The sequence below is a fragment of the Rhizobium sp. P2_G2 genome (assembly GCF_056403555.1).
In genome coordinates this window covers 1-24,374 of sequence record NZ_JBFUFF010000004.1, presented here as the reverse complement: position 1 = coordinate 24,374, position 24,374 = coordinate 1, and the positions used below count along the sequence as shown (strand labels likewise).

At 60.8% G+C, this 24,374-nt stretch carries 24 protein-coding genes; 7 read left to right on the top strand and 17 right to left on the bottom strand.

Annotation, left to right across the window (positions count from 1 at the left end):
* Nucleotides 1-43 precede the first annotated feature (43 nt).
* Entirely contained in the window at nucleotides 44-1,354 is a 1,311-nt protein-coding gene (xylA, locus tag AC1D06_RS04925; protein ID WP_477877642.1) for a xylose isomerase, read from the top strand.
* Nucleotides 1,355-1,511: 157 nt separating this feature from the next.
* Here xylA and AC1D06_RS04920 read toward each other — a convergent pair whose 3' ends face one another.
* From AC1D06_RS04920 to AC1D06_RS04900, 5 genes are all read right to left on the bottom strand, one after another.
* A complete protein-coding gene (locus AC1D06_RS04920; protein ID WP_477985385.1) occupies nucleotides 1,512-2,243 on the bottom strand; it encodes a dienelactone hydrolase family protein in 732 nt (243 codons plus the stop codon).
* A gap of 110 nt (nucleotides 2,244-2,353) precedes the next feature.
* Nucleotides 2,354-2,755: a hypothetical protein gene (locus AC1D06_RS04915; RefSeq protein ID WP_477985384.1), complete on the bottom strand. Its 402-nt coding sequence runs from the start codon at nucleotides 2,753-2,755 to the stop codon at nucleotides 2,354-2,356.
* A 195-nt stretch (nucleotides 2,756-2,950) separates the two neighbouring features.
* On the bottom strand, nucleotides 2,951-3,901 hold the full coding sequence (locus AC1D06_RS04910) for a 2-hydroxyacid dehydrogenase (RefSeq protein WP_477985383.1): 951 nt from the start codon (nucleotides 3,899-3,901) through the stop codon (nucleotides 2,951-2,953).
* Nucleotides 3,902-3,912: 11 nt separating this feature from the next.
* A complete protein-coding gene (locus tag AC1D06_RS04905; protein WP_477985382.1) occupies nucleotides 3,913-4,935 on the bottom strand; it encodes a LacI family DNA-binding transcriptional regulator in 1,023 nt (340 codons plus the stop codon).
* Between the two features lie 127 nt (nucleotides 4,936-5,062).
* Nucleotides 5,063-5,569, bottom strand: a complete 507-nt coding sequence (locus tag AC1D06_RS04900; protein WP_477985381.1) for a MarR family winged helix-turn-helix transcriptional regulator — start codon at nucleotides 5,567-5,569, stop codon at nucleotides 5,063-5,065.
* An 80-nt stretch (nucleotides 5,570-5,649) separates the two neighbouring features.
* Between AC1D06_RS04900 and AC1D06_RS04895 the strand changes: the two genes are divergently transcribed.
* Together AC1D06_RS04895 and AC1D06_RS04890 are read left to right on the top strand one after the other, a co-directional pair.
* Nucleotides 5,650-6,429 (top strand): creatininase family protein, encoded by a 780-nt coding sequence (locus AC1D06_RS04895; protein WP_477985380.1) that lies wholly within the window; start codon nucleotides 5,650-5,652, stop codon nucleotides 6,427-6,429.
* Complete coding sequence (locus tag AC1D06_RS04890; protein WP_477985379.1) at nucleotides 6,426-6,851, top strand: hypothetical protein; 426 nt, start codon at nucleotides 6,426-6,428, stop codon at nucleotides 6,849-6,851. The genes AC1D06_RS04895 and AC1D06_RS04890 overlap by 4 nt, the downstream gene beginning before the upstream one ends.
* Before the next feature lie 71 nt (nucleotides 6,852-6,922).
* On the opposite strand, the gene AC1D06_RS04885 is transcribed toward AC1D06_RS04890, so the two are convergent.
* The 12 genes from AC1D06_RS04885 to AC1D06_RS04830 form a co-directional block, all read right to left on the bottom strand.
* The gene (locus tag AC1D06_RS04885; RefSeq protein WP_477985378.1) at nucleotides 6,923-7,468 is read right to left on the bottom strand and encodes an NADPH-dependent FMN reductase; all 546 of its coding nucleotides are present in this window, start codon (nucleotides 7,466-7,468) and stop codon (nucleotides 6,923-6,925) included.
* A 6-nt stretch (nucleotides 7,469-7,474) separates the two neighbouring features.
* The gene (locus AC1D06_RS04880; RefSeq protein WP_477985377.1) at nucleotides 7,475-8,857 is read right to left on the bottom strand and encodes a GH1 family beta-glucosidase; all 1,383 of its coding nucleotides are present in this window, start codon (nucleotides 8,855-8,857) and stop codon (nucleotides 7,475-7,477) included.
* 165 nt (nucleotides 8,858-9,022) lie between these two features.
* A complete protein-coding gene (gene copM, locus AC1D06_RS04875) occupies nucleotides 9,023-9,442 on the bottom strand; it encodes a CopM family metallochaperone (protein WP_477985376.1) in 420 nt (139 codons plus the stop codon).
* A 111-nt stretch (nucleotides 9,443-9,553) separates the two neighbouring features.
* Entirely contained in the window at nucleotides 9,554-10,723 is a 1,170-nt protein-coding gene (locus AC1D06_RS04870; protein ID WP_477985375.1) for a Gfo/Idh/MocA family protein, read from the bottom strand.
* 224 nt (nucleotides 10,724-10,947) lie between these two features.
* Complete coding sequence (locus AC1D06_RS04865; RefSeq protein ID WP_477985374.1) at nucleotides 10,948-12,000, bottom strand: sugar phosphate isomerase/epimerase family protein; 1,053 nt, start codon at nucleotides 11,998-12,000, stop codon at nucleotides 10,948-10,950.
* Nucleotides 12,001-12,116: 116 nt separating this feature from the next.
* Nucleotides 12,117-13,052, bottom strand: coding sequence for a substrate-binding domain-containing protein (locus tag AC1D06_RS04860; RefSeq protein WP_477985542.1), 936 nt, complete (start codon nucleotides 13,050-13,052; stop codon nucleotides 12,117-12,119).
* Nucleotides 13,053-13,128: 76 nt separating this feature from the next.
* Complete coding sequence (locus AC1D06_RS04855; protein WP_477985373.1) at nucleotides 13,129-14,148, bottom strand: ABC transporter permease; 1,020 nt, start codon at nucleotides 14,146-14,148, stop codon at nucleotides 13,129-13,131.
* 16 nt (nucleotides 14,149-14,164) lie between these two features.
* Nucleotides 14,165-15,682 carry a sugar ABC transporter ATP-binding protein gene (locus tag AC1D06_RS04850; protein WP_477985541.1) on the bottom strand — a complete coding sequence of 506 codons (1,518 nt, stop codon included), beginning with the start codon at nucleotides 15,680-15,682 and terminating at the stop codon, nucleotides 14,165-14,167.
* A 254-nt stretch (nucleotides 15,683-15,936) separates the two neighbouring features.
* Entirely contained in the window at nucleotides 15,937-16,245 is a 309-nt protein-coding gene (locus AC1D06_RS04845; protein WP_477985372.1) for a HigA family addiction module antitoxin, read from the bottom strand.
* An 8-nt stretch (nucleotides 16,246-16,253) separates the two neighbouring features.
* A complete protein-coding gene (locus AC1D06_RS04840; RefSeq protein WP_477985371.1) occupies nucleotides 16,254-16,550 on the bottom strand; it encodes a type II toxin-antitoxin system RelE/ParE family toxin in 297 nt (98 codons plus the stop codon).
* A gap of 193 nt (nucleotides 16,551-16,743) precedes the next feature.
* Nucleotides 16,744-18,306 carry a DHA2 family efflux MFS transporter permease subunit gene (locus tag AC1D06_RS04835; protein WP_477985540.1) on the bottom strand — a complete coding sequence of 521 codons (1,563 nt, stop codon included), beginning with the start codon at nucleotides 18,304-18,306 and terminating at the stop codon, nucleotides 16,744-16,746.
* Between the two features lie 178 nt (nucleotides 18,307-18,484).
* Nucleotides 18,485-19,732, bottom strand: coding sequence for an HlyD family secretion protein (locus tag AC1D06_RS04830; RefSeq protein ID WP_477985370.1), 1,248 nt, complete (start codon nucleotides 19,730-19,732; stop codon nucleotides 18,485-18,487).
* Nucleotides 19,733-19,887: 155 nt separating this feature from the next.
* Here AC1D06_RS04830 and AC1D06_RS04825 point away from each other — a divergent pair, with 155 nt between their 5' ends.
* From AC1D06_RS04825 to lysS, 4 genes are all read left to right on the top strand, one after another.
* Complete coding sequence (locus AC1D06_RS04825; RefSeq protein WP_477883715.1) at nucleotides 19,888-20,571, top strand: TetR/AcrR family transcriptional regulator; 684 nt, start codon at nucleotides 19,888-19,890, stop codon at nucleotides 20,569-20,571.
* A gap of 62 nt (nucleotides 20,572-20,633) precedes the next feature.
* Complete coding sequence (locus AC1D06_RS04820; protein ID WP_477985369.1) at nucleotides 20,634-21,236, top strand: hypothetical protein; 603 nt, start codon at nucleotides 20,634-20,636, stop codon at nucleotides 21,234-21,236.
* A gap of 185 nt (nucleotides 21,237-21,421) precedes the next feature.
* On the top strand, nucleotides 21,422-22,879 hold the full coding sequence (gltX, locus tag AC1D06_RS04815) for a glutamate--tRNA ligase (protein WP_477985368.1): 1,458 nt from the start codon (nucleotides 21,422-21,424) through the stop codon (nucleotides 22,877-22,879).
* A gap of 249 nt (nucleotides 22,880-23,128) precedes the next feature.
* On the top strand, nucleotides 23,129-24,374 hold a 1,246-nt coding region (lysS, locus tag AC1D06_RS04810; protein WP_477985367.1), incomplete at its 3' end, for a lysine--tRNA ligase.

Genomic DNA, 24,374 nt, shown 5'->3' with positions numbered 1-24,374 from the left:
GCGCGACGCAGACAATAACGAACACTAACCTAAGGAGACAACTATGAGCACCGGCTTTTTCGGCACGATCGAGAAGATCAAATATGAGGGTCCGGACAGCACCAATCCGCTGGCCTATCGCCACTACAATCCCGATGAGATCGTCATGGGCAAGCGCATGGAAGACCATCTGCGCTTTGCGGTGGCCTATTGGCACACCTTCGTCTGGCCCGGCACCGACCCGTTCGGCGGCAACACGTTCGAGCGTCCCTGGTTCAACAACACCATGGAAGCGGCCAAGCTGAAGGCCGACGTCGCCTTCGAATTCTTCACCCTGCTTGGCACGCCGTTCTACTGCTTCCACGACGCCGACGTGCGGCCCGAGGGCAGCAACTTTGCTGAAAACACCAAAAACCTCAACGAGATCGTCGACTATTTCGCCGAGAAGCAGGCCCAGACCGGCGTCAAGCTGCTCTGGGGCACGGCGAACCTCTTCTCGCATCGCCGCTATATGTCGGGTGCCGCCACCAATCCCGATCCGGATGTGTTCGCCTTTGCCGCTGCGACGGTCAAGACCTGCATCGACGCCACCAAGAAGCTCGGCGGCCAGAACTATGTGCTCTGGGGCGGCCGCGAAGGCTATGAGACTCTGCTCAACACCGATCTCAAGCACGAACTGGACCAGATGGGCCGTTTCCTTAACCTGGTCGTCGAGTACAAGCACAAGATCGGCTTCGAGGGCACGATCCTGATCGAACCGAAGCCGCAGGAGCCGTCCAAGCACCAGTATGATTATGACGTCGCCACGGTCTACGGCTTCCTCAAGAAGTACGGCCTGGAAAACGAAGTGAAGGTCAATATCGAGCAGGGCCATGCCATTCTCGCCGGCCACACCTTCGAGCATGAATTGTCGCTTGCCAATGCGCTCGGCATCTTTGGTTCGATCGATATGAACCGCAACGACTATCAGTCGGGCTGGGACACCGACCAGTTCCCCAACAACGTGCCGGAAATGGCGCTGGCCTTCTACCAGGTCCTGGCCGGTGGCGGCTTCAAGAATGGCGGCACCAATTTCGATGCCAAGCTGCGCCGCCAGTCACTCGATCCGGAAGACCTGCTGATCGGCCATATCGGCGGTATCGATTGCTGCGCCCGCGGCCTCAAGGCGGCTGTGCAGATGATCGAGGACAAGGCGCTTTCCGATCCGCTCGAGGCTCGTTATGCCGGCTGGAAGGTGCCTGAGGCGCGGAAAATGCTCGACGGCGGTTATACGCTGGAAGAAATCGAGGCTTGGGTTGTCAATTCCAACGTCAACCCGCGGCCGAAGTCCGGCAAGCAGGAAGCGCTGGAGAACGTGGTCAACCGGTACGTTTGATAGATACCCTCTTCTCCCCATCGGGGAGAAGATGTCCGAAGGACAGATGAGCGGGCTTCCTGGGCGAGGCGGCCCCCTCATCCGGCCCCACTGGGTCGAGCCACTCGTCTCGACCCGTCCTCTGGACCCTCCTCCCCGAGGGAAGAGGACACCACTGTCACCCAAGGCTTTCCTCAAAGAGCGTCAGCAGGCGCTTCCAATGCCGTTCGGCACCGGTTTCGTCATAGACGCCGTCGCGATCCGGGACGGTCCAGCCATGCTTCATCCCGACATAATTCTCGATGATATGGTCGACTTCGGCCACCCGGAATGCCTCAGCGAGCCGGGCGGACTGTTCGGGCGGGAAACTGCCGTCGACGCCGGCAACGCCGACATAGACGCGGCCCTTGATCTGGCTGGCCAAGCGGTGCGGGCTATCCTCCGCGTCGCTGGCGAGATTGCCGCCGTGGAAGCTCGCCGCGGCCGCGATGCGATCCGGATAGGTGGCAAGTGCGGTGATCGCGCGGCCGCCGGCCATGCAATAGCCGGTCACGCCGACCGGTCCATCCACGCCCTCGGCGGCGAGCGCGTCCAGGAAGGCGGCGGTATCGGCCCTGGTCATGGCATGGCTTGTGCCACGGATCATCGTCATGATCTGGTTGCGATCGGCCTCGACGTTGAAGGCATTGCCGCTGAATGGGCCATAGGCGCCGAAGCGATAGAAGAGATCAGGCAGTAGGACGACATAGCCGGCGTCCGCAAGTCGCTGGGCCATGTCGAACATCGCATCCCGGATGCCGATACCGTCCATATAGAACAGGGCGCCCTTGCTGGTCTCTGCGCCATCCGGGCGGAAAACCCAAGCCCTGGCGGTGCCATCGGCGGTTTTGATCTCGATCTCGCGTTTCATGAACATTCCCTTGCATTTGACGGCCGGCCAAGCGGCTCTGGCAATCTGTCAAATGGCCGTGACCGGCTCAAGACAAATTGGCGTGTCTGGCTGCAAGGAATTTATGGGCTTCAGTTCACTGCGTTGAAGGCGAGCACCGCGTTGTCGGGTTGAAGCGCTTCGAAATCGACGCCGTCGCCCTGTGCCAGCGTCAGGACTTCCCGTCCGCTGTCATCTGTGAGCGTCACGGTGTTGTCTTCATTCTGCGTCCAGTTGCGCACCTCGCCAAGGCCGGGCCAGACCGTTTCGCAATCGTGGCCGGGCCTGACGTCGCTGGAACGGCCGCTCTGGCGGTTGCCGCGGGTCAGCAGGCAAGCCGTGCCGTTTTCCATGTTCGAAACGGTGAAATCCAGGTTGGTTTTGTTGACCGAAGCCGTGACGACCGGATCGGGCGCCGGCTCTTTCGCCGGGCCGAGCATCCACAATCCAAAACCGCCGACGCAAAGCGTCAGGATGAGCGCGCGCATGCCCATGATCCGCTCCATCTTGGTGCCGTCCCGAGGTTTTGGGGCGGCGCCGGGCGCGCATGCCCGGCTCGAGGAGCAATGATGCGGCGCAAAACTTGCCGGAGGATTAACGATTTTCGGAATATGGTAAAATTCTAATTAAATTCTACTTGTTTTGCGCATGTCGTTATCCCGAAACCGGGGCCATTTTCGGGCGACGTGTTATCCGTTCCACGGCGTCTCCGGCACCGGGGTGACCGGTGCGCCCTTCTCAAGGAAGGAGATGACGTTGTCGGCGACGAGATCGGCCATGGCGTTGCGGGTGACGACCGAGGCCGAGGCAACATGCGGAAGCAGCGAGACATTGTCGAACGTCATCAGCGCTTCCGGCACGTTCGGCTCGTCGTCGAACACATCCAGGCCGGCACCGGCGATGTCGCCATTTTCCAGCGCCTGGATCAGGTCGTCCTCGCTCACCGTCCAGCCGCGGCCGACATTGATCAGCACGCCGTTCTTACCGAGCGCTTTGAGGATTTCCGTGTTGATTGTGCGACGCGTTTCCGCCGTCTTCGGCACGATGCAGACGAGCGTATCGACCGTCTCGGCCAATTCCTTCAGCGAGCCGACATAGTCATAGGGCACGGCGCTGTTGGGCCGGCGGGTGTGATAGCTGATCTTGACGTGGAAGGCTTCCAGACGGCTGGCGATCTGCTGGCCGATGCGGCCCATGCCATAGATGCCGACATGCCGGCCGCGTAGCGACAGTGGCGACAGGCGGAACGGACCTTCCTTGACCCAGCGGCCGGCACGCAGCCAGTTCTCGGCCTGGGGCAGCAGGCGAATGGTATTGAGCAGCAGGCCGATGGCGGTGTCGGCGACTTCCTCATCGAGCACGTCGGGCGTGTTGGTGACGATGATGCCCTTGCTCGCGGCATGCCTGACGTCGACGCCGTCATAGCCGACGCCGAAATTGGCGATCAGCTTCAGTTTCGGAAGCGCGTCGATCAAGGCGGCCGAACTGCCGCTGGAAGCGACGGCCGCCACGACCTTTTCAGCCATTTCCGGCGTCACATCGGCCGGATTTGCGCTCTTCAATTCGATGAGGTCGAAGCGGCCGGTGAGACGTTCGCGCACGCGCGGATGAACCTTGCCGATCAGGAGAACAGTGGTCATGGGAAATATCGTTACTTTCGCGGTTTCATGGGACCGGAAGACTGGCGGATGCGCATTTCCGGTTTGATGAGATGAAGGCCGTCGGGCTCGTGGCTGCCGGCCAGGCGATCGAGCAGTGCCCGCGCCGCGAGCCGGCCGACCTCTGACTGTCCGTTCCAGACGGTCGTCAGCGCCGGCGTGGCGATCGAAGCTTCCTCAAGATCGTCATAGCCGGAGACCGAGATGTCAACCCCTGGTGTCAGCCCCGCACGGGCGATGCCATTCATCAGGCCGATGGCGACGAGGTCGTTCCAGCAGACGGCGGCGGTGGGTTTGAGCGGCAGCGACAGGAAATGCACCGCCGCCTCGAAGCCGCTCTGGCGGGTGCGAGGGCCGGGAATCCTGAGTTCCGGCAGAACATCTATATTGGCCTTGCGGAGCGCATTGACATAGCCCTGGTAGCGGTCGCGGCCGGTCGAGGTCTGGTCCGTGCCGCCGACCATGGCGATCACCTTGTGGCCGAGCGAGATCAGGTGGTTGGTGGCGAGCGAGATGCCATAGCTGTCATCGCCGCGGAAGGCAGGCAGGCTGACGCCCTCGATGGTGCGGGCGACCAGGATGACCGGCATGCCGTTTTCCTCGGCCAGTTCCAGGTCCTCCGACGGCGTGCCGATCGCCGGCGACATGATGATGCCGTCGCCGCCGAGCTGCAGCATGGTCTCGATGAAATTGCGCTGCTTTTCGACCGAGTCGTAGTGATTGGAGAGGATGAAGGTGTGCTGGCTGCGGTCGAGCTCGCTTTCGATCGCTTTGAGGATTTCGGCGTAGAACGGATTCATGATGTCGTGGACGATGACACCGATAATGCCCGAGCGCGAGGTGCGCAGGCTGGCTGCGCGCCGGTTATAGATATAGCCCAGCGCGCGTGCCTGTTCCTTGATCTTGTCGCGGGTGGAGACGGCAACCAGCGGGCTGTCGCGCAGTGCCAGCGAAACCGTGGCGGTCGATACGCCCAAGGTCTCGGCTATGGTCGATAGTTTAATCTTCTGGGCCATACAGCCTCCCGCACGCACGACCCGCCGAACTTATGAACACGGCGGCACCGATCCGCATATCTCCCTAAATCGATTGAGGTATCACAGAATCGCGCATCTGCAACGCCCTCCGCGCGAGGGAAGCGTATTATTCACCATTTCCCTCGTCATCATCGGGCTGATCACCGAAATTACGATTGATCCGGCGCAGCACCTTGGAGAATTGGCGGATTTCCTTGTCGGTCAGGCCATCGAAAGCGAAAGCCTCCGTCGCCTTGATCGCATAGGCGATGGCGCCGACATGCCGTTGCCCTTCGGGCGTCAGCGTGGCGCGCATCTGCCGGCCGTCGGTCTCTCCCGGCAATTTCTGGATGAAGCCCTGCGCCTCCATGCGCGACAGCGTCCGGGTCATGGTCGGGGGCTTGACGCCGAGTTCGGTGGCAATCGCGCCTGCGGTCATCGACTCCTTGCCGGCGAGCGCCAGAATGACCGCGTCCTGGCCGGCATAGATGCTGCTTGCCGACAGCGAATTGGTGAGGAAGGTCCGCATCGAGCGTGCTGCGCGGGTGATTTCCGGCTGCAGCGTGCCTGCCACATATCGCTCTTTCGGCTTGTCGTCCTTCTCCTTCTTGTCGCCCTTGTCCTTCTTGACCATGTCCGCCCCGGTCTTTGCTTAAATCTGCGGAGACTGTATGACTGAAGCGCAAGGCGCATGGCAAGGGGAAGTTGGACAGAATGGCCGATCACGAAAAAAACCCTCGGACCATTGCCGTCCTGCCACTCGGAGCCCACGAATATCATGGTCCGCATCTGCCGCTCGACACCGATACGCTGATCGCAGAGGGCATCGCTCAGCGCCTGAAGGAGGCGCTGCCGCAGCATATCGAGATGCTGTTCCTCGAGGCTGATCCGATCGGCTATTCGATCGAGCATTCCGACCGCGAGGGCACCCGCTCGCTCGCCTTCAACGAGGCCGTCGAGGGCTGGCTCGACATCGCCGACAACCTGATGCAGAGCGGCGTGGAAAAGCTCATCCTGCTCAACGCCCATGGCGGCAATTCACCACTGCTCACCATCGTCGCCACCGAGGCGCGGGTGCGGTTCAAGATGCTGTGCGTGACGACGAGCTGGACACGCTTCGGCGTGCCCGACGGCGTGATCACGCCGGCGGAAAAGGCGCTCGACATCCATGGCGGCGCTATCGAGACATCGGTGATGCTGGCGCTGCATCCGGACAAGGTCGATATGTCGCTGGCGCAGAATTTTCACTCACGTCAGAGCTATTTCGCTCGCGATTTCGGCCATTTGCGCGCCTATGGACCACATGCTTTCGGCTGGATGATGAGCGATCTCAATCCGGATGGGGCGGCGGGGGATGCGACCGCTGCCACGGCTGAGAAGGGTGAGGCGCTGATCGAGCATGCGGTGAAGGGGCTGGTGGAACTGGTCGAGGATGTCGACAGGTTCGATATGTCGATTTTTGGGACGAGGCGCTCGCTGGTGGCAGACCTTTGAGATATCTCTCGACCGCATTTGCAATCACTCTGGCCGCCGCGTGCGCTGCCTGTGCCATGAGGATATCACCATTACGTATTCACGACGATGGCGTGGTAGAGACGCGGCCCAAAGGGTATTTCGGAACGTTGGGCGATCGTTGGAGAAAAATCGAAATATCGCTTCCAAAGCAGAATGTGAAATGGCTCCACGAGTGGGAATCCACTTTCTTTGTCGAGATAACCAATTGTGAAGGCAAAGGTTTGATGCCGTATGAGCTCTTTGTCAACGGAACTTCTGTAGCTCTGTTGTCAATGGAGGACGCAGAATTTGACCAGTTCTACAAGACCTTGAAGGATCCAGTGAAAGGTTACGTCTATATTGAAGAATCCAGATATGAGAACCAGCAGCACCTTGCATGTCATTCGATGGCGGGAGCATGACTGCGGCAAAAGTCTGGAGCACCGAGTATGGGATTAAATAGTCGGTGCTTTGGGGGCCGCTGGGCTTCGGCCTAGGCGTGGCCGTTCAACCCGTCTATCCATCCCGCGAAGCCGTGCAAGGCTCGCTGCAACTCCTCTTGTCGTTTCCGGTCGGCGAATATTCTTGCAATCTCATCCGGTGTCCGGCTGATGAGATGGATGTGGATGCCGACCTCCGGCATCACCGCCACCGACATGGTGCGCAGCACCTCTGACAGCGCCGCGTGCGAGATGTCGTTGCGGCTCGACGCTCTGAGCAGCATCGCAGGCTTGTGCGGGATCTCGTCGCGCGATACCAGCCAATCGAGCAGGTTCTTCAGCCCGCCCGGAATGCCATGGGCATATTCCGGGCAGGAGATGATCAGGCCGTCGGCTTCGCGAACCTTTTGGCCGAGGTCGTTGACGGCCTGTGGCGTCAGATCGCCTTCGCGATCGGGATTGAAGATCGGCAGGTCGCCCATGCCGTCATAGAGTTCGATGGCGATGCCGTCCGGTGCATCTTTCGCCATGGCGCGCAGCAGCGCCGTGTTGGTGGAAACACGGCGCAGGCTGCCCGATATGGCGAGGAAGCGCTTCACGGCTGATCAGGCGGCGTCGGTCTTGATATAGTTGCCCTTGGGGAATTCGCTGGCAAGGGCGCTATACCACTTGCCGCTCTTCTTCACCGTGCGCACCTGCGTCTGATAATCGACATGGACGAGGCCGAAGCGCATCTTGTAGCCCTCCGCCCATTCGAAATTGTCCATCAGCGACCAGGCGAAATAGCCGCGCAGCGGATAGCCCTCCTTGATCAGGTCCGCCGAGACCGACAGATGGTCGGTGTAGTAATCGAGCCGTGGCTGGTCGTCGACTTCGCCATTGACGCCGACGCCCATATTGTAGGCGGCGCCGTTTTCGGTGATGTAGAGCTCCGGCAGCTCGTAGCGGGCATAGAGGTCGCGCACGACGTGGCTCAACCCGGTCGAATTGATCTCCCAGCCGATATCGGTCTTTTCCGGCTTGACGGGAGCAGCCTCGACGGTCGCCGGGAAGGCGGCGTTCGGGTTGGGATCTGCGGAGACGTGCTCGGGCCGGTAATAGTTCAGGCCCCACCAGTCGATTTTCTGCGAAATCGTCTTGAGGTCGCCGGCCTCGATCTTCGGCATGATATCGCCATAGGCGTCGAGGAGCGCCTGCGGGTAATGGCCCTTGAACACCGGGTCGAAGAAGATGCCGTTGTGGAAGGCATCGTGGCGGACGGCGGCGGCCTTGTCGGCCTCGCTATTGGAGGCCGGCATCACCGACATGGCATTGTAGACGATGCCGACCGGCAGTTTGGGCGCCTCAGTGCGGATCGCCTCGACGCCGAGGCCATGGGCGAGGTTGGTGAAGTGGGCGGCATGCAGCATGGCCTGCATGTTGCGCTCGCCCGGGGCATGGATGCCGTAGAGATGCGACAGGATCACCGAGCACCAGGGCTCGTTGAAGGTCGCCACGGCATCGAGCCGGTCGCCCAGGCGGCGGATCACCGTCTGGGCATAGCGCTGGAAGGCACAGGCCGTCGAGCGCGCCGTCCAGCCGCCGTCGCCCATCAGCGTCAGCGGCAGGTCCCAATGGTAAAGCGTGGCAAAAGTCTTGATGCCGCGCGCCTTGCAGCCGTCGACGAGGCGGTCGTAGAAATCCAGGCCCTTCTCGTTCAGCGGGCCGGTGCCATCGGGATAGATGCGTGGCCAGGCGATCGAGAAGCGATAGGCTTCGACGCCGAGTTCCTTGATCAGGTCGAGGTCTTCATCCAGGCGGTTATAGTGGTCGCAGGCCATGTCGCCATTGTCGCGGTTATGCACCCGGCCCGGCATGTTGCAGAAGGCGTCCCAGATCGATGGCTTGCGGCCGTCGGCCTTGCTGGCGCCTTCGATCTGGAAGGCGGCGGTGGCGACGCCAAACACAAAATCTCCCGGGAAGCGGGCGGCGAGAATTTTCGGATCCATGCTGAATTTCCCCTTTTAGGGTGACGGACAGGCGCGTCGCGCCAGAGTTCGGAGGCGGTTTAGCCAAGCCGGGCCGGAAAGTCGAGTTACGAAATTTTTAAATCTGTAACGTTGCAGTTTGAATTGCCACGGCTGTTTGCGGGGCATAGACTTTATGGACCGGCGCTATTTCGGGTTCTTCTCCAGCCATTTGGTCATGTCATCGATTTCCTTCCTCTGGGCATCGATGATTTTCTGCGCCAATTGCCGCGCCCATTCATCCTTGCCGTATTTGAGCTCGACCTCGGACATCTGTACTGCGCCCATATGATGGGCGATCATGCCGCAGATGAAGGCGACGTCCGGCTTGTCTTGCATCATGCCTTGCGTCATCGCCGGATCCATCTGCTGCATGCCGCTCATGAAATCCTTCTGGAAGTCCTTCATCGGCATGCTGGACATGTCCATTTGCTGTTGCATCGCCATGCTCTCGCCGGGTTTTTCACATGCCTCGGGAAGAGTCATGGCCATCGAAAAAGCAGGGGCGGCGAGGATCGGGATCACGATCGAGATGGCAAATGCTGTCGTCTTGAGAATAGGATTCATGGTCAATCTCCAAAGCATTCAACATTATCGAGCAGCGTCATTGTGGCCGCAATTGGAAAGGGCGGCAAAATTGCCGCCCCGGTTTCTCACATTGATTGTCGTGACCTACTGTCAGAGCTTCACCCAGGCGCCATTGCGCTTGGACGAATTGATGCAGGCCTCGACGAACGCCACGCCCTTCACGCCGTCCTCGACGGTCGGATAGATCACAGCCGGGTCGACCGGCTTGCCGTTGCGCTTGGCGATGATCGCCTTGGCTGCTTCGGTGTAGATGGTGGCGAAGCCTTCCAGATAGCCCTCCGGATGACCTGAAGGTATGCGGCTGACGCGGCCGGCGGCGGGGCCGGCGCCGGCGCCGTTGCGGGTGAGCAGTGTCTTCGGCTTGCCGAGCTCCGTGTACCAGAGATAGTTCGGATCGGCCTGCACCCATTCCAGGCCACCCTTGGTGCCGTAGACGCGGACTTTCAGGCCGTTCTCGTGACCCGGAGCCACCTGGCTGCACCAGAGCAAGCCCTTGGCGCCGCCCTTGAAGCGCATCATCACATGCGCATTGTCGTCGAGCTGGCGGCCGGCGACGAAAGTGTGGACGTCGGCGGCGAGCTCTTCCGCCTCGAGGCCGGAGATGAAGCAGCCGAGGTTATAGGCATGCGTGCCGATATCACCGGTCGAACCGCCGGCACCGGATTGCTTCGGGTCGGTGCGCCAGGCTGCCTGCTTCTGGCCGGTCTGCTCGATCGGTTCGGAAAGCCAGTCCTGCGGATATTCCATCTGCACCAGGCGGATTTCGCCGAGCTCGCCGTTCTTGACCATTTCGCGCGCCTGGCGGACCATCGGATAGCCGGTGTAATTGTGCGTCAGGATGAACAGCGCATCGCTCTCCTTGGCAACTTTCAGCAGCTTCTTGGCGTCGGCGAGGTTGGAGGTCAGCGGTTTGTCGCAGATCACGTGGATACCGCGGGTCAAAAATTCCTTGGCGGCCGGGTAGTGCATGTGGTTCGGCGTGACGATAGCCACGGCTTCGATGCCGTTCTTGAGCTTGGCTTCGCGGATCGCCATGGATTTGAAATCGTCATAGGTGCGCGACGGGTCGAGGCCGAGTTCGGCGCCGGACTGGCGTGCTTTCTCCGGCGTCGACGAGAGCGCGCCGGCGACGAAGTCATAGTGATCGTCGATGCGCGCCGCGATGCGGTGCACCGCGCCAATAAAGGCGCCCGAGCCGCCGCCCACCATGCCGAGCTTGATGCGCGGCTCGAATTTTTCCGTCGTTCCTTCGATGGCCATGTGGTTTCTCCTGTTCTTGTTGGTTGGCAGCCGTGGTACCCCCCTCTGCCCTGCCGGGCATCTCCCCCTCAAGGGGGGGAGATTGGATGGGGCGCTCTTCCTGCCTCGATTTGCCGTTGCATATTCAGCGACGTTCGTTTTGGGACGATGGCCGTGCCCCTCGGTCGATCTCCCCCCTTGAGGGGGAGATGCCCGGCAGGGCAGAGGGGGGTAACCCCCACCCATTACAGCCCCAGCATCCGCCTGTTCGCCGCATCATCCGTCCCGGACGCGGCAAAGTCGTCGAATGCCTTCTCCGTCACACGAATAATATGATGCCGGACAAATTCCGCACCCTCGCGCGCACCATCCTCCGGATGCTTCAGCGCGCATTCCCATTCGACCACGGCCCAGCCGTCGAAATCATGTTGCGTCAGCTTGGAGAAGATGCCGCCGAAATCGACCTGGCCGTCGCCGGGCGAGCGGAAGCGGCCGGCGCGCTGCACCCAGCCCTGGTAGCCGCCATAGACGCCCTGCCGGCCGGTCGGGTTGAACTCGGCATCCTTGACGTGGAACATCTTGATGCGGTCGTGATAGATGTCGATGTGGTCGAGATAGTCGAGGCACTGCAGGACATAGTGCGACGGGTCGTAGAGCATGTTGGCGCGGGGGTGGTTCTTAACCCGCTCGAGGAACATCTCGAAGGTTACGCCGTCATGCAGGTCTTCGCCCGGATGGATTTCGTAGCAGACGTCGACGCCATTGTCCTCGGCATGGTCGAGGATCGGCGTCCAGCGGCGGGCGAGTTCGTCGAAGGCGGTTTCGACCAGGCCGGCCGGGCGCTGCGGCCAGGGATAGATGAATGGCCAGGCAAGGGCGCCGGAGAAGGTCGCATGCGCCTTGATGCCGAGATTCTTCGAGGCCGAGATCGCCATCTTCACCTGGTCGACGGCCCAGGCCTGGCGTGCTCCAGGGTTGCCGCGCACTTCGGGTGCGGCAAAGCCGTCGAAGGCTTCGTCATAGGCCGGATGGACGGCGACGAGCTGGCCCTGGAGATGGGTGGAAAGCTCGGTGACCTCGATGCCGTTCTGGCGGGCGACTCCGGCGAATTCGTCGCAATAGTCCTTGGAGGTCGCGGCCTTCTTGAGGTCGATGAGCTGGCCGGCCCAGGTCGGGACCTGGACGCCAACATAGCCGGCATCGGCGGCCCATTTGGTGATCGCATCCCAGGAATTGAAGGGGGCGGTGTCGCCCGCGAACTGTCCGAGAAACAGCGCCGGGCCCTTGATCGTCTTCATTTGGATTCCTCCTGATTGTGGCGGGAAATTAACATCGGAAAAAAGATTGCGAAACGGAAAAGGTCATAAAGAAACGCGCCCATCCGGTGGGATGGGCGCGAGAGGGTCACGTCAGATCAGAACGGAGAATCCGGGAAGTAGAAATCCTTGGCATTGTCCTTGGTGACGAGAGTGGCGTCGAGGACATAGGTACCGCGGACCGGGACCTGATCATAGAAGTTGTTGGCGGTCAGTTCCATCGCAGTGCCGACCATTGCCGGCGGATAGAGGATGTCGACCGGGATCAGCTTGTCGCCGTCCATGACCTTCTTGACCATGTCCTTGGAGCCGGCGCCGGCGAGAACATATTTGATATCCGTACGCTTGGCCTGGTCGATGGCCTGCAGCACGCCCACGGCCATGTCGTCATCCTGGCACCAGACCACGTCGATCTTCTGATATTTGGTCAGATAGTCCTGCATGACCTTGAAGGCGTCGTCGCGGTTCCAGTTGCCGTATTGGCGGTCGAGAACCTTGATGTTCGAGCCGGCAATACCCTTGTCGAAGCCGTCCTGACGCTGCTGGTCGATCGGGATCGGCAGGCCTCTGATAACGACGACCTGGGCGTCCGGATCGTTCTTCTTGATATATTCGCCGGCCGTCTGGCCGAGGGCGGGATTGTTGCCGGCGACATAGAGGTCGCGGATCGTGTTGTCGTTCACCGACGGCGCGCGGTCGACGATGGTGACGAACTTGCCGGCGTCCTTGACTTCCTTGATGGCGTTGACCAGCGGATCCGGGTCGGACGGCAGGATGACCAGCGCATCGATGCCCTGCGTCTGCAGGTCCTGGATGGCATTGGCCTGGCTCGCGGCATCCGGCGAGGTCTTGACAATGACGTTGAGGCCCGGATGTTCGGCCATCAGCAGCTTGGCGACGCGTTCGGCATGGAAGACCACGCCCGCCGTCCAGCCATGGTCGGCGGCCGGGATCGACACGCCGATCGTCACCTTCTTGTCATCGGCGTGGGCGACGCCGGTAAGCGCCATCATGCTGATGGCGGCAATGCCCATTAGTCCTTTACGCATGTTCTCTCTCCCAAGTTCAGGGTCCACGACATGGGCCGGGCGACCCCTTGACCCGGCCGGTTCACGATTTCCGCATCAGCGAACGCTGAACGAGCATCGCAATGATGATGATCGCGCCCTGGATGGCGCCGATCAGGTATTCGCTGATGAAATTCGACAACAGCATGATGTTGCCGACGATTTCGAGGATGAAGGCGCCGCAGACTGTGCCCCAGATGCGGCCGACACCGCCACGCAGCGCAGTGCCGCCAACGACCACGGCGGTGATCGCCTGCAATTCCCAGAGAGTGCCTGTTGTCGCAGACGTCGAACCGAGACGTGGCACATAAAGCAGCACGGCGACCGAAACGCAGAGGCCCTGGAGCACGTAGGTGACGGTGCGCACGATATTGACCGGGATGCCGGAATAACGCGCCACATCTTCGTTGGAACCGACCGCCAGCACGTGCCGGCCATAGCGGGTGCGATAAAGGATGAAGGCACCGATGGCGGCAGTGAGGACGATGATGAGGATCGGCACCGTAACATTGAAGCTGCCGATCTTGACGATATTGCCGAAATAGGCCGGGCGATAGAGGCTCTGCAGGTCCGGCGAGCGCAATGTGATCGCGCCGCCCTGCGACAGCCAGGTGGTCAGGCCGCGATAGATCCCCATCGTGCCGAGCGTGGCGATGAAGGGCTCGATCTTGCCGACTGTGGTGATGAGGCCGTTGGCGAGGCCGCAGAGCGCGCCGATGACCACGGCGAGCGCCATGGCGGCAAGCAGCATCAGGCCGGGCTCGGCAATAACGCCCGAATTCATGAACAGGATCATCAGGCAGGCGACGAAGGCGACCATCGAGCCCACCGACAGGTCCAGCCCGCCGGAGGAAATGACGAAGGTGGCGCCGACCGCGATGATGGCGATGAAGGCGCTGCGGGTCATGACGTTGGAGAGATTCGTGCCGCCAAGAAAATTCGGGTTGATGAAGAAGCCGACGATGAGCAGCAGCGCCAGCGCCACGAAGGGCGCGACGGCGCGCAGATCGACATCCTTCCAGGAGCGCTCGATCTTCGGAGTTTCGGTCGAAACATTGGCCATGCTCAGTCTTCGCCGCTCAGGCGGCCTCCCCGATTTTGACGCCCGTGGCAAGCACGACGATCTCGTTCTCGTTCATGTGCTCGCCTGTGACCTCGCCGACGATCCGGCGCGAGCGCATGACGATGATGCGATCGCAAATGCCGATCAGTTCCGGCATTTCGGAGGAGACGACGATGATCGAACGGCCTTCTGCGGCCAGCTTGGCGATGAATTTATAGATCTGTTCCTTGGTGCCGATGTCGATGCCGCGCGTCGGCTCGTCAATGATGACGATCGAGGGATCGAGCATCATCATCTTGGCGAGCAGCAGCTTTTGTTGATTGCCGCCCGAGAGCTGGCCGGCGAGCAGGTCCTTGCGACCGGTGCGGATATCGAATTCGCGGATTGCCTCGTCCAGCGCGGCGCGTTCCCTGTTGCGGTCGATCTGGAAGGCGCGGATGAATTTGCCGAGCGAGGCGAGCGTCAGATTGGTCTTGAGGTCTTTCAGGAGAAGCAGGCCTTTGCCCTTGCGATCCTCGGAGAGATAGACGATGCCGGCCCTGAGGCTCGACTTGACGTCCAGAAAGCTCACCGGCTGCCCGTTCAACCGGATCTGGCCCCTGCCGGCCCGCAGGCCGACAATGCCTTCCATCAGTTCCGTGCGGCCGGCGCCGACCAGGCCGGCAAAGCCCAGGATCTCGCCCTTGTGCAGCTTGAACGAGGCATGCTCGGCGTGGTGCGGGACGCTGAAATCGCTGACCTCGAGCACAGTTCCAGCGGTGGTCGCGGCATGGCGGTCCGGATAGAGTTTCGCCACGTCGCGGCCGACCATCAGCCGCGCCATATCTGCCGGTTCCAGTTCGCTCACCGGATGGCTGGCAACGAGGCGGCCGTCGCGCAGCACGGTCACCTGATCGGCAATCTCCTTCACCTCCTGCAGGCGATGCGAGATGTAGAGCACGGCGACGCCCTTGTCGCGGATGTCGCGGATCACCTTCAGCAGCGCCTCGGTCTCGACCGGGGTGAGCGAGGCGGTCGGCTCGTCGAAGATCACCACGCGATGCGGCACCAGCAGCACGCGGGCGATCTGCACCAATTGCCGCTGGGCGATCGACAGCCGGCCGACAATGGCGGTGGGATCGATGTCGGCGCCGAGTTCGAGAATGGCCCTGTGAGCGCCGGCGTTCATGGCGCGATCGTCGACCGTCAGGCCGCGGCGCAATTCACGGCCGAGATAGATGTTCTGCGCCACGGTCAGGTCGGGCGCGAGCAGGATTTCCTGATGGACAAGGACGATACCGCGATGTTCCGCATCGACAGGACCGGAGAGATGGATCGGCTGGCCATCCATGCTGAGCTCGCCGCGGGTGGGTGTGAGGTGTCCGGCGAGCAATTTCATCAATGTCGACTTACCGGCGCCGTTTTCGCCGATGATCGCATGCACCTGCCCGGCATTGACGGTGAGGTTGATGTCGCGCAGCACTTCGACAATGCCGAAGGTCTTCGATATCCCGACCGCCTGCAACAGCGGCGTGAGTGAGCCCGCGGCGGACATGCTCATCGGGCGGCACCCCGTTCGGGGCGCGCGAAAGACGCAGCAAATCCAATGTAGCTGAGATACAACACCTGAATTCCTCCGGGATTCAAGCTAGCCCAGAAAATGAGGTACGTAAAGCAACTTTAGAGCATGCTGTTATTATTTGGAAGAATTCTGCTGTAGCGGCAGTTGGGTCAGTTAAAGATGCGATGGCCCCGCCTCTCGATGTGCCGGTCGATGCCAGCGTTGGGGCAAGGATAGCGACCTGCGGGCTACGCTGCTGTCGCCAGCGGCTTCGCGCGCTCGATCCGCGCTCGTTCCTTGGGGCTGTGCATGGCATCCCATAAATCGTTGCGCCGCTGCACGTTGAGCCAGAAGTCCGGGCTGTTGCCAAACACGCGCGCCAAAATCAGCGCGGTTGCTGCCGTCACGCTACGCCGGTCGTTGCACAATTCGTTTACGTGCTTGCGCTGGACGCCCATTGCCTCGGCCAAGGCCGCCTGCGTCAGGCCGAGCGGCTGCATGAATTCTTCCGTCAAGATTTCGCCGATCGTCGCCGGCTTACGCTTGGTCATCAGCATCTTTCACCTCATCGATAACTATGGTCGTCAAGATAGACATCGGACGCCTCGCCGCGACTGCCATCCCATCGAAAGACCACCCGCCATTGCTTGTTGACCCGGATTGAACACAAACCATCGAGATTACCGCGCAGTTTCTCGAAATGGTTACTGGGCGGTACACGCAAGTCCTGATCGGTCATTGCGTCGTCGATCATCTGCAGTTTGCGGAACAACCGGCTTTCGAGGTCGGCAGGAATATTCCGGGAGTGGACATCCTCCACGAAGAATGCCCGCAACCAATCGTCCCGAAAACCGACGATCATTCATCTCTCCAGTTTCGAGTGAATGTACCACTCTATAACTCATGCTGCAAGCGCTGGAATAATCGCAGGTGGACACCGTCAAGTGTCGCATTAGGATTTAGGAAAGCTGATGGCCGACAACAAGCGCACGGCGGGAGGTCGTTACCGTGCGCTTGTCGTCAGCCGAAGTCTTGCGTGGATTGCGGCGGGTTCGTCAGTGTCCGCCGCCACCCGCACCCTTCGGCGGGGCTTTTGGCTTGCTCAGCATGGCGGTCATCAGCACCAGCACGCCGAACAGGATGGTCAGCGCCATGAAGATATCCATGAAGGACAGGAGATAGGCCTGCCGGGTGACCATGCCGACCATTTTCTTGATTGCTACCTGGCTGCCGTCCATGCCGACGCTGTTATAGGTCGCCGCCAGATTGTTCATCATGGTGAGCGCGGCCGGGTTGGCGAAGTTCACATGTTCCGCCAGCCGCATGTAGTGCACGTCGGTCTGATGCGTCAGCATGGTGTTGATCGCCGCCAGCCCCACCGCGCCACCGAGATTGCGTGTCAGATTGAACAGGCCCGAGGCGGAGCGGATCTTGTCGAGTGGCAGCGTGCCCAGCGAGACGTTGTTGATCGGCACCATGGCCAGCATCAGCGAGCAGCCGCGCAGAATCTGCGGGATCAAGAGTTCCCAGAAATCCCAATCGGCATTGAGATGGCTCATGATCCAGGTGCCGGTGGCGAAGCCGCCGAAGCCGATCGCCATCATCACGCGCAGGTCGAGCTTGTTGGAGAGGAAGCCCGCCAGCGGCGCAGTGAAGAACATTGCCAGGCCGGAGACGAACATGGTCTCGCCGATCATCAGCGAGTCATAGCCGCGGATGCGCCCGAGATAGACCGGGTAGAGATAGGTCAGGCCATAAAGGCCGATGCCCATGACGAAGGAGAACACCGATCCGAAGGAAAAGTTCCTGTTGGTGAAGGCGCGGAGATCGACGACGGGGAAGGGGATGGTAAAGGCCCGCCAGAAGAAGATCACGCCGCCGACCGCCGACGCTACGAAGGCAATCGTGATGTTATTGTCGTCGAACCAACCCTTGGTATTGCCCTCTTCGAGAAAATATTCCATCGAACCGAGGAAGACGGCCATGGCGGCGAGGCCTGTCCAGTCGAACTTCTTGAACAGGCTGTATTCGGGCTTGTCGAAGTCGATCAGCAGCCAGGTTGATATGGCAACGAAAATGCCGGGCAGAACATTGACCAGGAACAGCCAGTGCCAGGAAAAGGCGTGGCTGAGATAGCCGCCGATCGTCGGGCCGATCGTCGGCGCCAGCGTCGCCACCAGGCCGATCATCGGCGAGACGACGGCGCGCTTGGACGGCGGGAAGATGGTGAAGGCGGCCGCAAACACCGACGGGATCATGCCACCGCCGATAAAGCCCTGGAAGGCGCGGTAGACGATCATCTGATCGATATTGGTGGCAGTGGAGCAGAGTATGCTGGCGAGCGTGAAGCCGGCCGCCGAGACCGAGAACAGCACCCGCGTCGAAAGAATCCGCGCCAGCGTGCCGGACAGCGGGATCATGATGACTTCCGCGATCAGGTAGGAGGTCTGGACCCAGGCGACCTCGTCGCTGGAGGCAGAGAGGCCCGCCTGGATCTCGGCGAGCGAGGCCGAAACGATCTGGATGTCGAGGATCGACATGAACATGCCGAAGACCATGGCAAAGAAGGCGAGCACGCGGCGCGTGGTCAGCTCGGGTATCGGCGGCGCCATCGGCATCGCGGGCCGGGCCGGAGCGGCGGGAGCCGAAGCGCGCGGAAGCTGGGTTACCTGATCGACTGTGGCTGTCGTGGCGGCCATGGCGGCCCTCCCTGCCGCAGCGGTCCCGCGGCCCAAACATGAGTTTGATCGAAGTTCGGCCGGCGGCCCCGTTACCAGAGCCGCCGCGCTTCAAGTCTTATTCGGCGTCTGCCAAATGCATCTTGCTGGCGTCGCCGGTGCGGGTGTCGATGGCGATGACCACGGAAAGGCCGGCGCGCAGCTTGCCGCTTTCAAGCGCATCCTTGGGGATGGCGATGCGGACCGGCACGCGCTGGATCACCTTGGTGAAGTTGCCCGTGGCATTTTCCGGCGGCAGCAGCGAGAAGACCGAGCCAGAGGCCGGTGCGATCGATTCGACCGTGCCGCGCAGCGGATGGCCGCTCAGCGCGTCGATGGTAATGTCGACTTCGGCGCCGGGCTTGATGCCTTCGAGTTGCGTTTCCTTGAAGTTCGCGTCGATATAGAGATCATCGACGGGAACAAGCGAGGCAAGGCGCTGGCCGGGCGAAACAAGGTCGCCATCCTGGACGGCGAAATTGCCGATCACGCCGTTGATCGGCGATTTGATGAGCGTAAAGGACAGGTCGCGTTCGGCCTTGTCCTTGGCAACCTGCAGCGACTTGATCTGGCTTTCGGCCTCGGCGCGCTGGGCGGTCACGACGGCGATATTGGCCTGGGCGGAGGCGATCGCCGAGTCGGCGCCGGCGAGGTTCGCCTTGGCCTGGTCTAACGCAACGCGAGCGTTGTCAAGATCCGCCCTTGTGCCGGCCTTCTTGGCGGCCAGGTCTTCCTGACGATCGAGCGTGATCTGGGTGCCGCGCAGCCAGGCTTCCAGAGAGGTCTTCTGTGCCTCGGCCTGGGTGACGGCGGATTTGGCGGCGGCGATCTGGGCGTCGAAGCGTTCGAGCGTCATCTTCTGGGTCTCGATGGCGGCCTCGGCTTGGTCGGCGGCAAGCTTGTAATCGCCATTGTCGAGCGTCACCAGCACATCGCCCTTGTGGACGCGCTGGTTGGCGACCACGTTGACCTTGGCGACATAGCCGGTCACCTTGGGTGCGATATTGGTTATGTCGCCGCCGATATAGGCGTCGTCGGTGGAAACGAAGAACCGACCTGTGACCCAATAATCATGGCCGTAATAGGCGCCGGCGCCGATGGCAGCGAGTAAGATCACCGGCAGGATGAAGCGCCGCACGCCGCCCTTCTTCTTGGCGGGCTCGGCCGCAGCAGCCGGCGCCGCAGGCGCGGCAGCCGGTGCAGGGGCTGCCGCCGGTGCGGCCGGAGCGATCGGTTCCGCCGGCTTTTCCATCTTCGGCGCTTCGCTACCGGTGGGAACTTCATTGTTCTCTTCGACCGGACGCAGATTGGTGTTCGTGCTTGCCATACCGGGTACTCCCGCCTTCCACACAAAGAGTTCGAACCGGACAGTCAATCGAACCGAACGGTTCAGTTCGAGATTGACATAATCCGTTTTTTGTCCCATATCAAGAGGCAATCGAACCGATCGGTTCGAATAAAATGAATAAAAGGGAAATGGACATGAACGAGGTCCTTGGCAAGACCGATGCGGCGATTATGCCGCAGGCCGATACGCCGGCCGGGCGGCCCGCGGCGGGCGAAGATCCTGTCAAACGCGAGCAGATTCTCGATGGTGCGCTCAGAGTCTTCATGCAAGTGGGTTTTGACGCTGCCAGCATGAACGACATCACCCGCGAGGCCGGTGTCTCCAAGGGCACGCTTTACGTCTATTTCAAGAACAAGGAAGACCTGTTCTTCGCGATGATCGAGCGGCAGAAGCTGCGCATCTTCGGCCAATTGCAGGAGATCCTGGAAAAAAATCTGCCCGTCACCGAGACGCTGCATGATTTCGGCGTTCTCTTCGCGACCCATCTGCTCTCCGACAAGACCATCCGCGGCATGCGCACGGTGATCGGCGTGATCGACCGCATGCCCGGCCTTGCCGCTCAGTTCATGGTCGCCGGGCCGAACAGCGGACCGGTCATGCTCGCCAAGTACCTGCAGCGGCAGGCGGAGCAGGGCAATCTCAAGGACATAGACGATGCGATGATGATCGGCCGCCAATTCGGCGATCTCTGTCTTGCCGGACTGTTCCGCCTGCGTTTGTTCGGCGAAATGAAGGAGGCGCCCACGGCAGAGCAAATCGAAAGGAACGTCGCGTCCGCCGTCAAGGTTTTTCTGAACACCTACGGAGCGGGGGGATAGGGGTTGAACACTGGTCTCTTCCGGGCATAGATTGACTTTGGGATTGGCCGATCGATCGGCCGATGAAATTTAGCAGTCGATCCCTGGTCACGGTTCCGATGAGAAAGAGCTGCATCTTCTATCTGCTTTCATGGCTTTGGATCCTCTGGCCGCACTATCTTCAAGCCTGTGCTATCCCTGTCAGCCAGATGCGCTGGGACTCCTATGGGTATGCCGACGCCGTGCTGCGAGCAAAAGTCGTCGGTTACTACCCTGATAGAACAGGCAATAAAGCTTATTTTGATTTTGCAGTACTTCGTCGTCTCGACGGTTCGCCTATGAACAATGACGTCGTTTTTCGCCGCGTGTCCTGGGAAACTCCGGGTGGACAACCTCCGCCATCAGAGTGGAAGCAGAAGGACGTGATCATTGGCCTCTACTTCCTGCTGAACAGCCAGGGCAGTCTTGAGATTCATCTGCTCGACGCTGCTTGTGGGCAGTCGTATATTCTGGATGACACGCAGCAAAATCGACGTCTGGTGCAGTCCACCATCGACTTGGTTCATCAGCAGAGGAATCTGGAGCGTCGGAAGTTGTCGAAGGGGGTTACGCAAGAGCAGGGCACGGCGATCGAATTGGAGATCGACAGGATTCAAGTCCGCCGATGTGAGGTGGGTATCTGCTGACAGGATACCGGTCTTCACTTTTGGGCGCCCTTCAAAGGTCTTCCGGGGAGTGAAGCTTCGCCGCCTCTTCGACGTTTTCCTTGACGCGCAATCGTGAATATGGCCTAAGGCTCGCCCAATCGAGGTGGCCAGCGTTTTTCGCGCTTTCCGGCTGCCGTCAGCCATTTCCGCATGGGTCCTATCAAATGACAGCTTCCGGCGTTCGCGTCCGCATCGCTCCTTCTCCCACCGGCGAGCCGCATGTCGGCACCGCCTATATCGCGCTGTTCAACTATCTGTTCGCCAAGAAAAACGGCGGCGAGTTCATTCTTCGTATCGAGGATACCGATGCGACGCGCTCGACGCCGGAATTCGAACAGAAGGTGCTCGATGCGCTGAAATGGACGGGGCTGAAATGGTCGGAAGGCCCGGATGTCGGCGGCCCCTACGGTCCCTATCGCCAGTCCGACCGCAAGGATATGTACCAGCCCTATGGCCAGGAGCTGCTGGACAAGGGCCATGCCTTCCGCTGCTTCTGCACGCCTGAGCGGCTGGAGCAGATGCGCGAGGCACAGCGTGCAGCCAACAAGCCGCCGAAATATGATGGGCTCTGCCTGACCTACACGGCCGAGGAAGTGACGCATCGGATGCAGGCGGGCGAAAGCTCCGTCATCCGCATGAAGATTCCCGCCGAAGGTTCCTGCGATTTCCACGACGGCGTCTATGGCGACGTGTCGATCCCGTGGGATAGCGTCGACATGCAGGTGTTGATGAAGAGCGACGGCATGCCGACCTATCACATGGCAAACGTCATCGACGACCATCTGATGAAGATCACCCATGTGGCGCGCGGCGAGGAATGGCTGGCCTCGGTGCCGAAGCATATTCTGCTCTACCGCTATTTCGGCTGGGACCAGCCGGTGTTCATGCATCTGTCGCTGATGCGCAATGCCGACAAATCAAAACTCTCCAAGCGCAAGAACCCGACCTCGATCAGCTACTATTCCGCGCTCGGCTACCTGCCGGAAGCGCTGATGAACTTTTTGGGCCTGTTCTTCATCCAGATCGCCGAAGGAGAGGAAATGCTCTCCATGGACGAGTTGGCGGAAAAATTCGATCCGGACAACCTTTCCAAAGCTGGCGCGATCTTCGACATCGCCAAGCTCGACTGGCTGAACGGCCGCTGGATCCGCGAGAAGCTGACGCCGGAGGATTTCATCGCCCGTGTGCTGGAATGGGCGTCGGAGAATTCGCGCCTGACCGAGGGCCTGAAACTGTCGCAATCGCGCGTGACGCGGCTCGGCGAACTGCCGCCGCTCGCCGGCTTCCTGCTGTCCTCCGATGTCGGCCTAACGCCCGCCTCGTTTGCCGGCGTCAAGACGTCGCCGGCCGAAACGTTCGAGATCATCAACACGGTGCAGGCCGATCTCGAAAAGATCCTCGAATGGAATGTCGAGACGATCGAGGCAGAGCTGCGCGCCATTTCCGACCGGATGGGCAAGAAGCTGCGCGTCGTCACGCCGCCGCTGTTTATAGCGGTGTCCGGCAGCCAGCGCTCGCTGCCGCTGTTTGATTCCATGGCACTGCTTGGCCGCTCGGTTGTGCGCCAGCGGCTCAAACAGGCGGCCGCGGTGGTGGCCTCGATGGTCGGAAGCGGAAATTAGCAGTTGGAATATGGCTGTCGGGAACGGCAGCGCTGGAATACCCCCCTCTGCCCTGCCGGGCATCTCCCCCTCAAGGGGGGAGATCGACCAGAGGCTCGTTCGTTGCCCCAAGCAAAGATAGAGTGCTCAGTATTCGACGGTAGCGAGCGGACGGTGAGAGTGCCCCATTCAATCTCCCCCCTTGAGGGGGAGATGCCCGGCAGGGCAGAGGGGGGTGACCACAACGACAGCCCTTTAAGGCGAGAGACGATGAACGACACAAAGACGACCGAAACCGCCCTTTCCTCCGATGCCGCCGAAGTGCGTGCGCAGAAGCTGAAGCTTTTGCGCGAGAAGATCGGCGACGTCTATCCGGCACATTTCCATCGCACGATCACCAATGCCGACCTGGCCGAGAAGTACAAGGACCTGGTGCCGGACACCGAGACGCAGGACGTCGTCACCGTTGCCGGCCGCGTCTATTCCTCGCGCAATTCGGGCATGTTCATGGATATCCATGACGCGTCAGGCAAGATCCAGATTTTTTCGCACAAGGACGTGACGCCGGAAGCCGCGCGCGACATGCTTGCCATGATCGACATCGGCGACATTATCGGCGTCACCGGCACGGTGCGGCGTACCAAGCGCGGCGAGCTGTCGATCAATGCCAAAGAGATCACCATGCTGACCAAGACGCTGCTGCCGATGCCGGAAAAGTGGCACGGCGTCTCCGATATCGAGATCCGCTATCGCAAGCGCCATCTCGACATCATGACCAATGACGATTCAAAGCTGCGCTTCCTGCAGCGCAGCCGGATCATTTCCGGCATCCGCCGCTTCATGGAAAAGGACGGCTTTCTGGAAGTCGAGACGCCGATGCTGCATTCCGTCTATGGCGGTGCCACGGCCGAGCCGTTCAAGACGCATCACAATACGCTGAAACTCGACATGTTCCTGCGCATTGCGCCGGAACTGTACCTCAAGCGCACGCTGGTCTCGGGCCTGACCGACAAGGTGTTCGAGATCAACCGCAATTTCCGCAACGAAGGCGTCTCCACCCGGCACAATCCGGAATTCACCATGATGGAATGCTACTGGGCCTATGCCGACTACGAGGACATCATGGACCTCGTCGAGCGCATGTTCGCCGAGCTGGCCATGGCGATCCACGGTTCGACCGAGTTCAAGTACGGCGACACGGACATCTCCTTCAAGGGACCGTTCAAGCGGGTGCCGATGCCTGATGCCGTCAAGGAAGTGACCGGCATCGATTTCCTCGCCATCAAGACCGACGAGGAGGCCCGTGCGGCGGCCAAAGCTGCCGGCTTTGAGGTCGAGAAGGACTGGACCTGGGGCGAATGCCTGGCCTTCATCTTCGAGGAGAAGGTCGAGGGCACGCTGATCCAGCCGAGCCACGTGACGCATTTCCCCAAGGACATTTCGCCCTTCGCCAAGGAAGTGCCTGGCGAGCCGCGCCTGGTCGAACGTTTCGAGACCTATTGCAATGCCTGGGAGG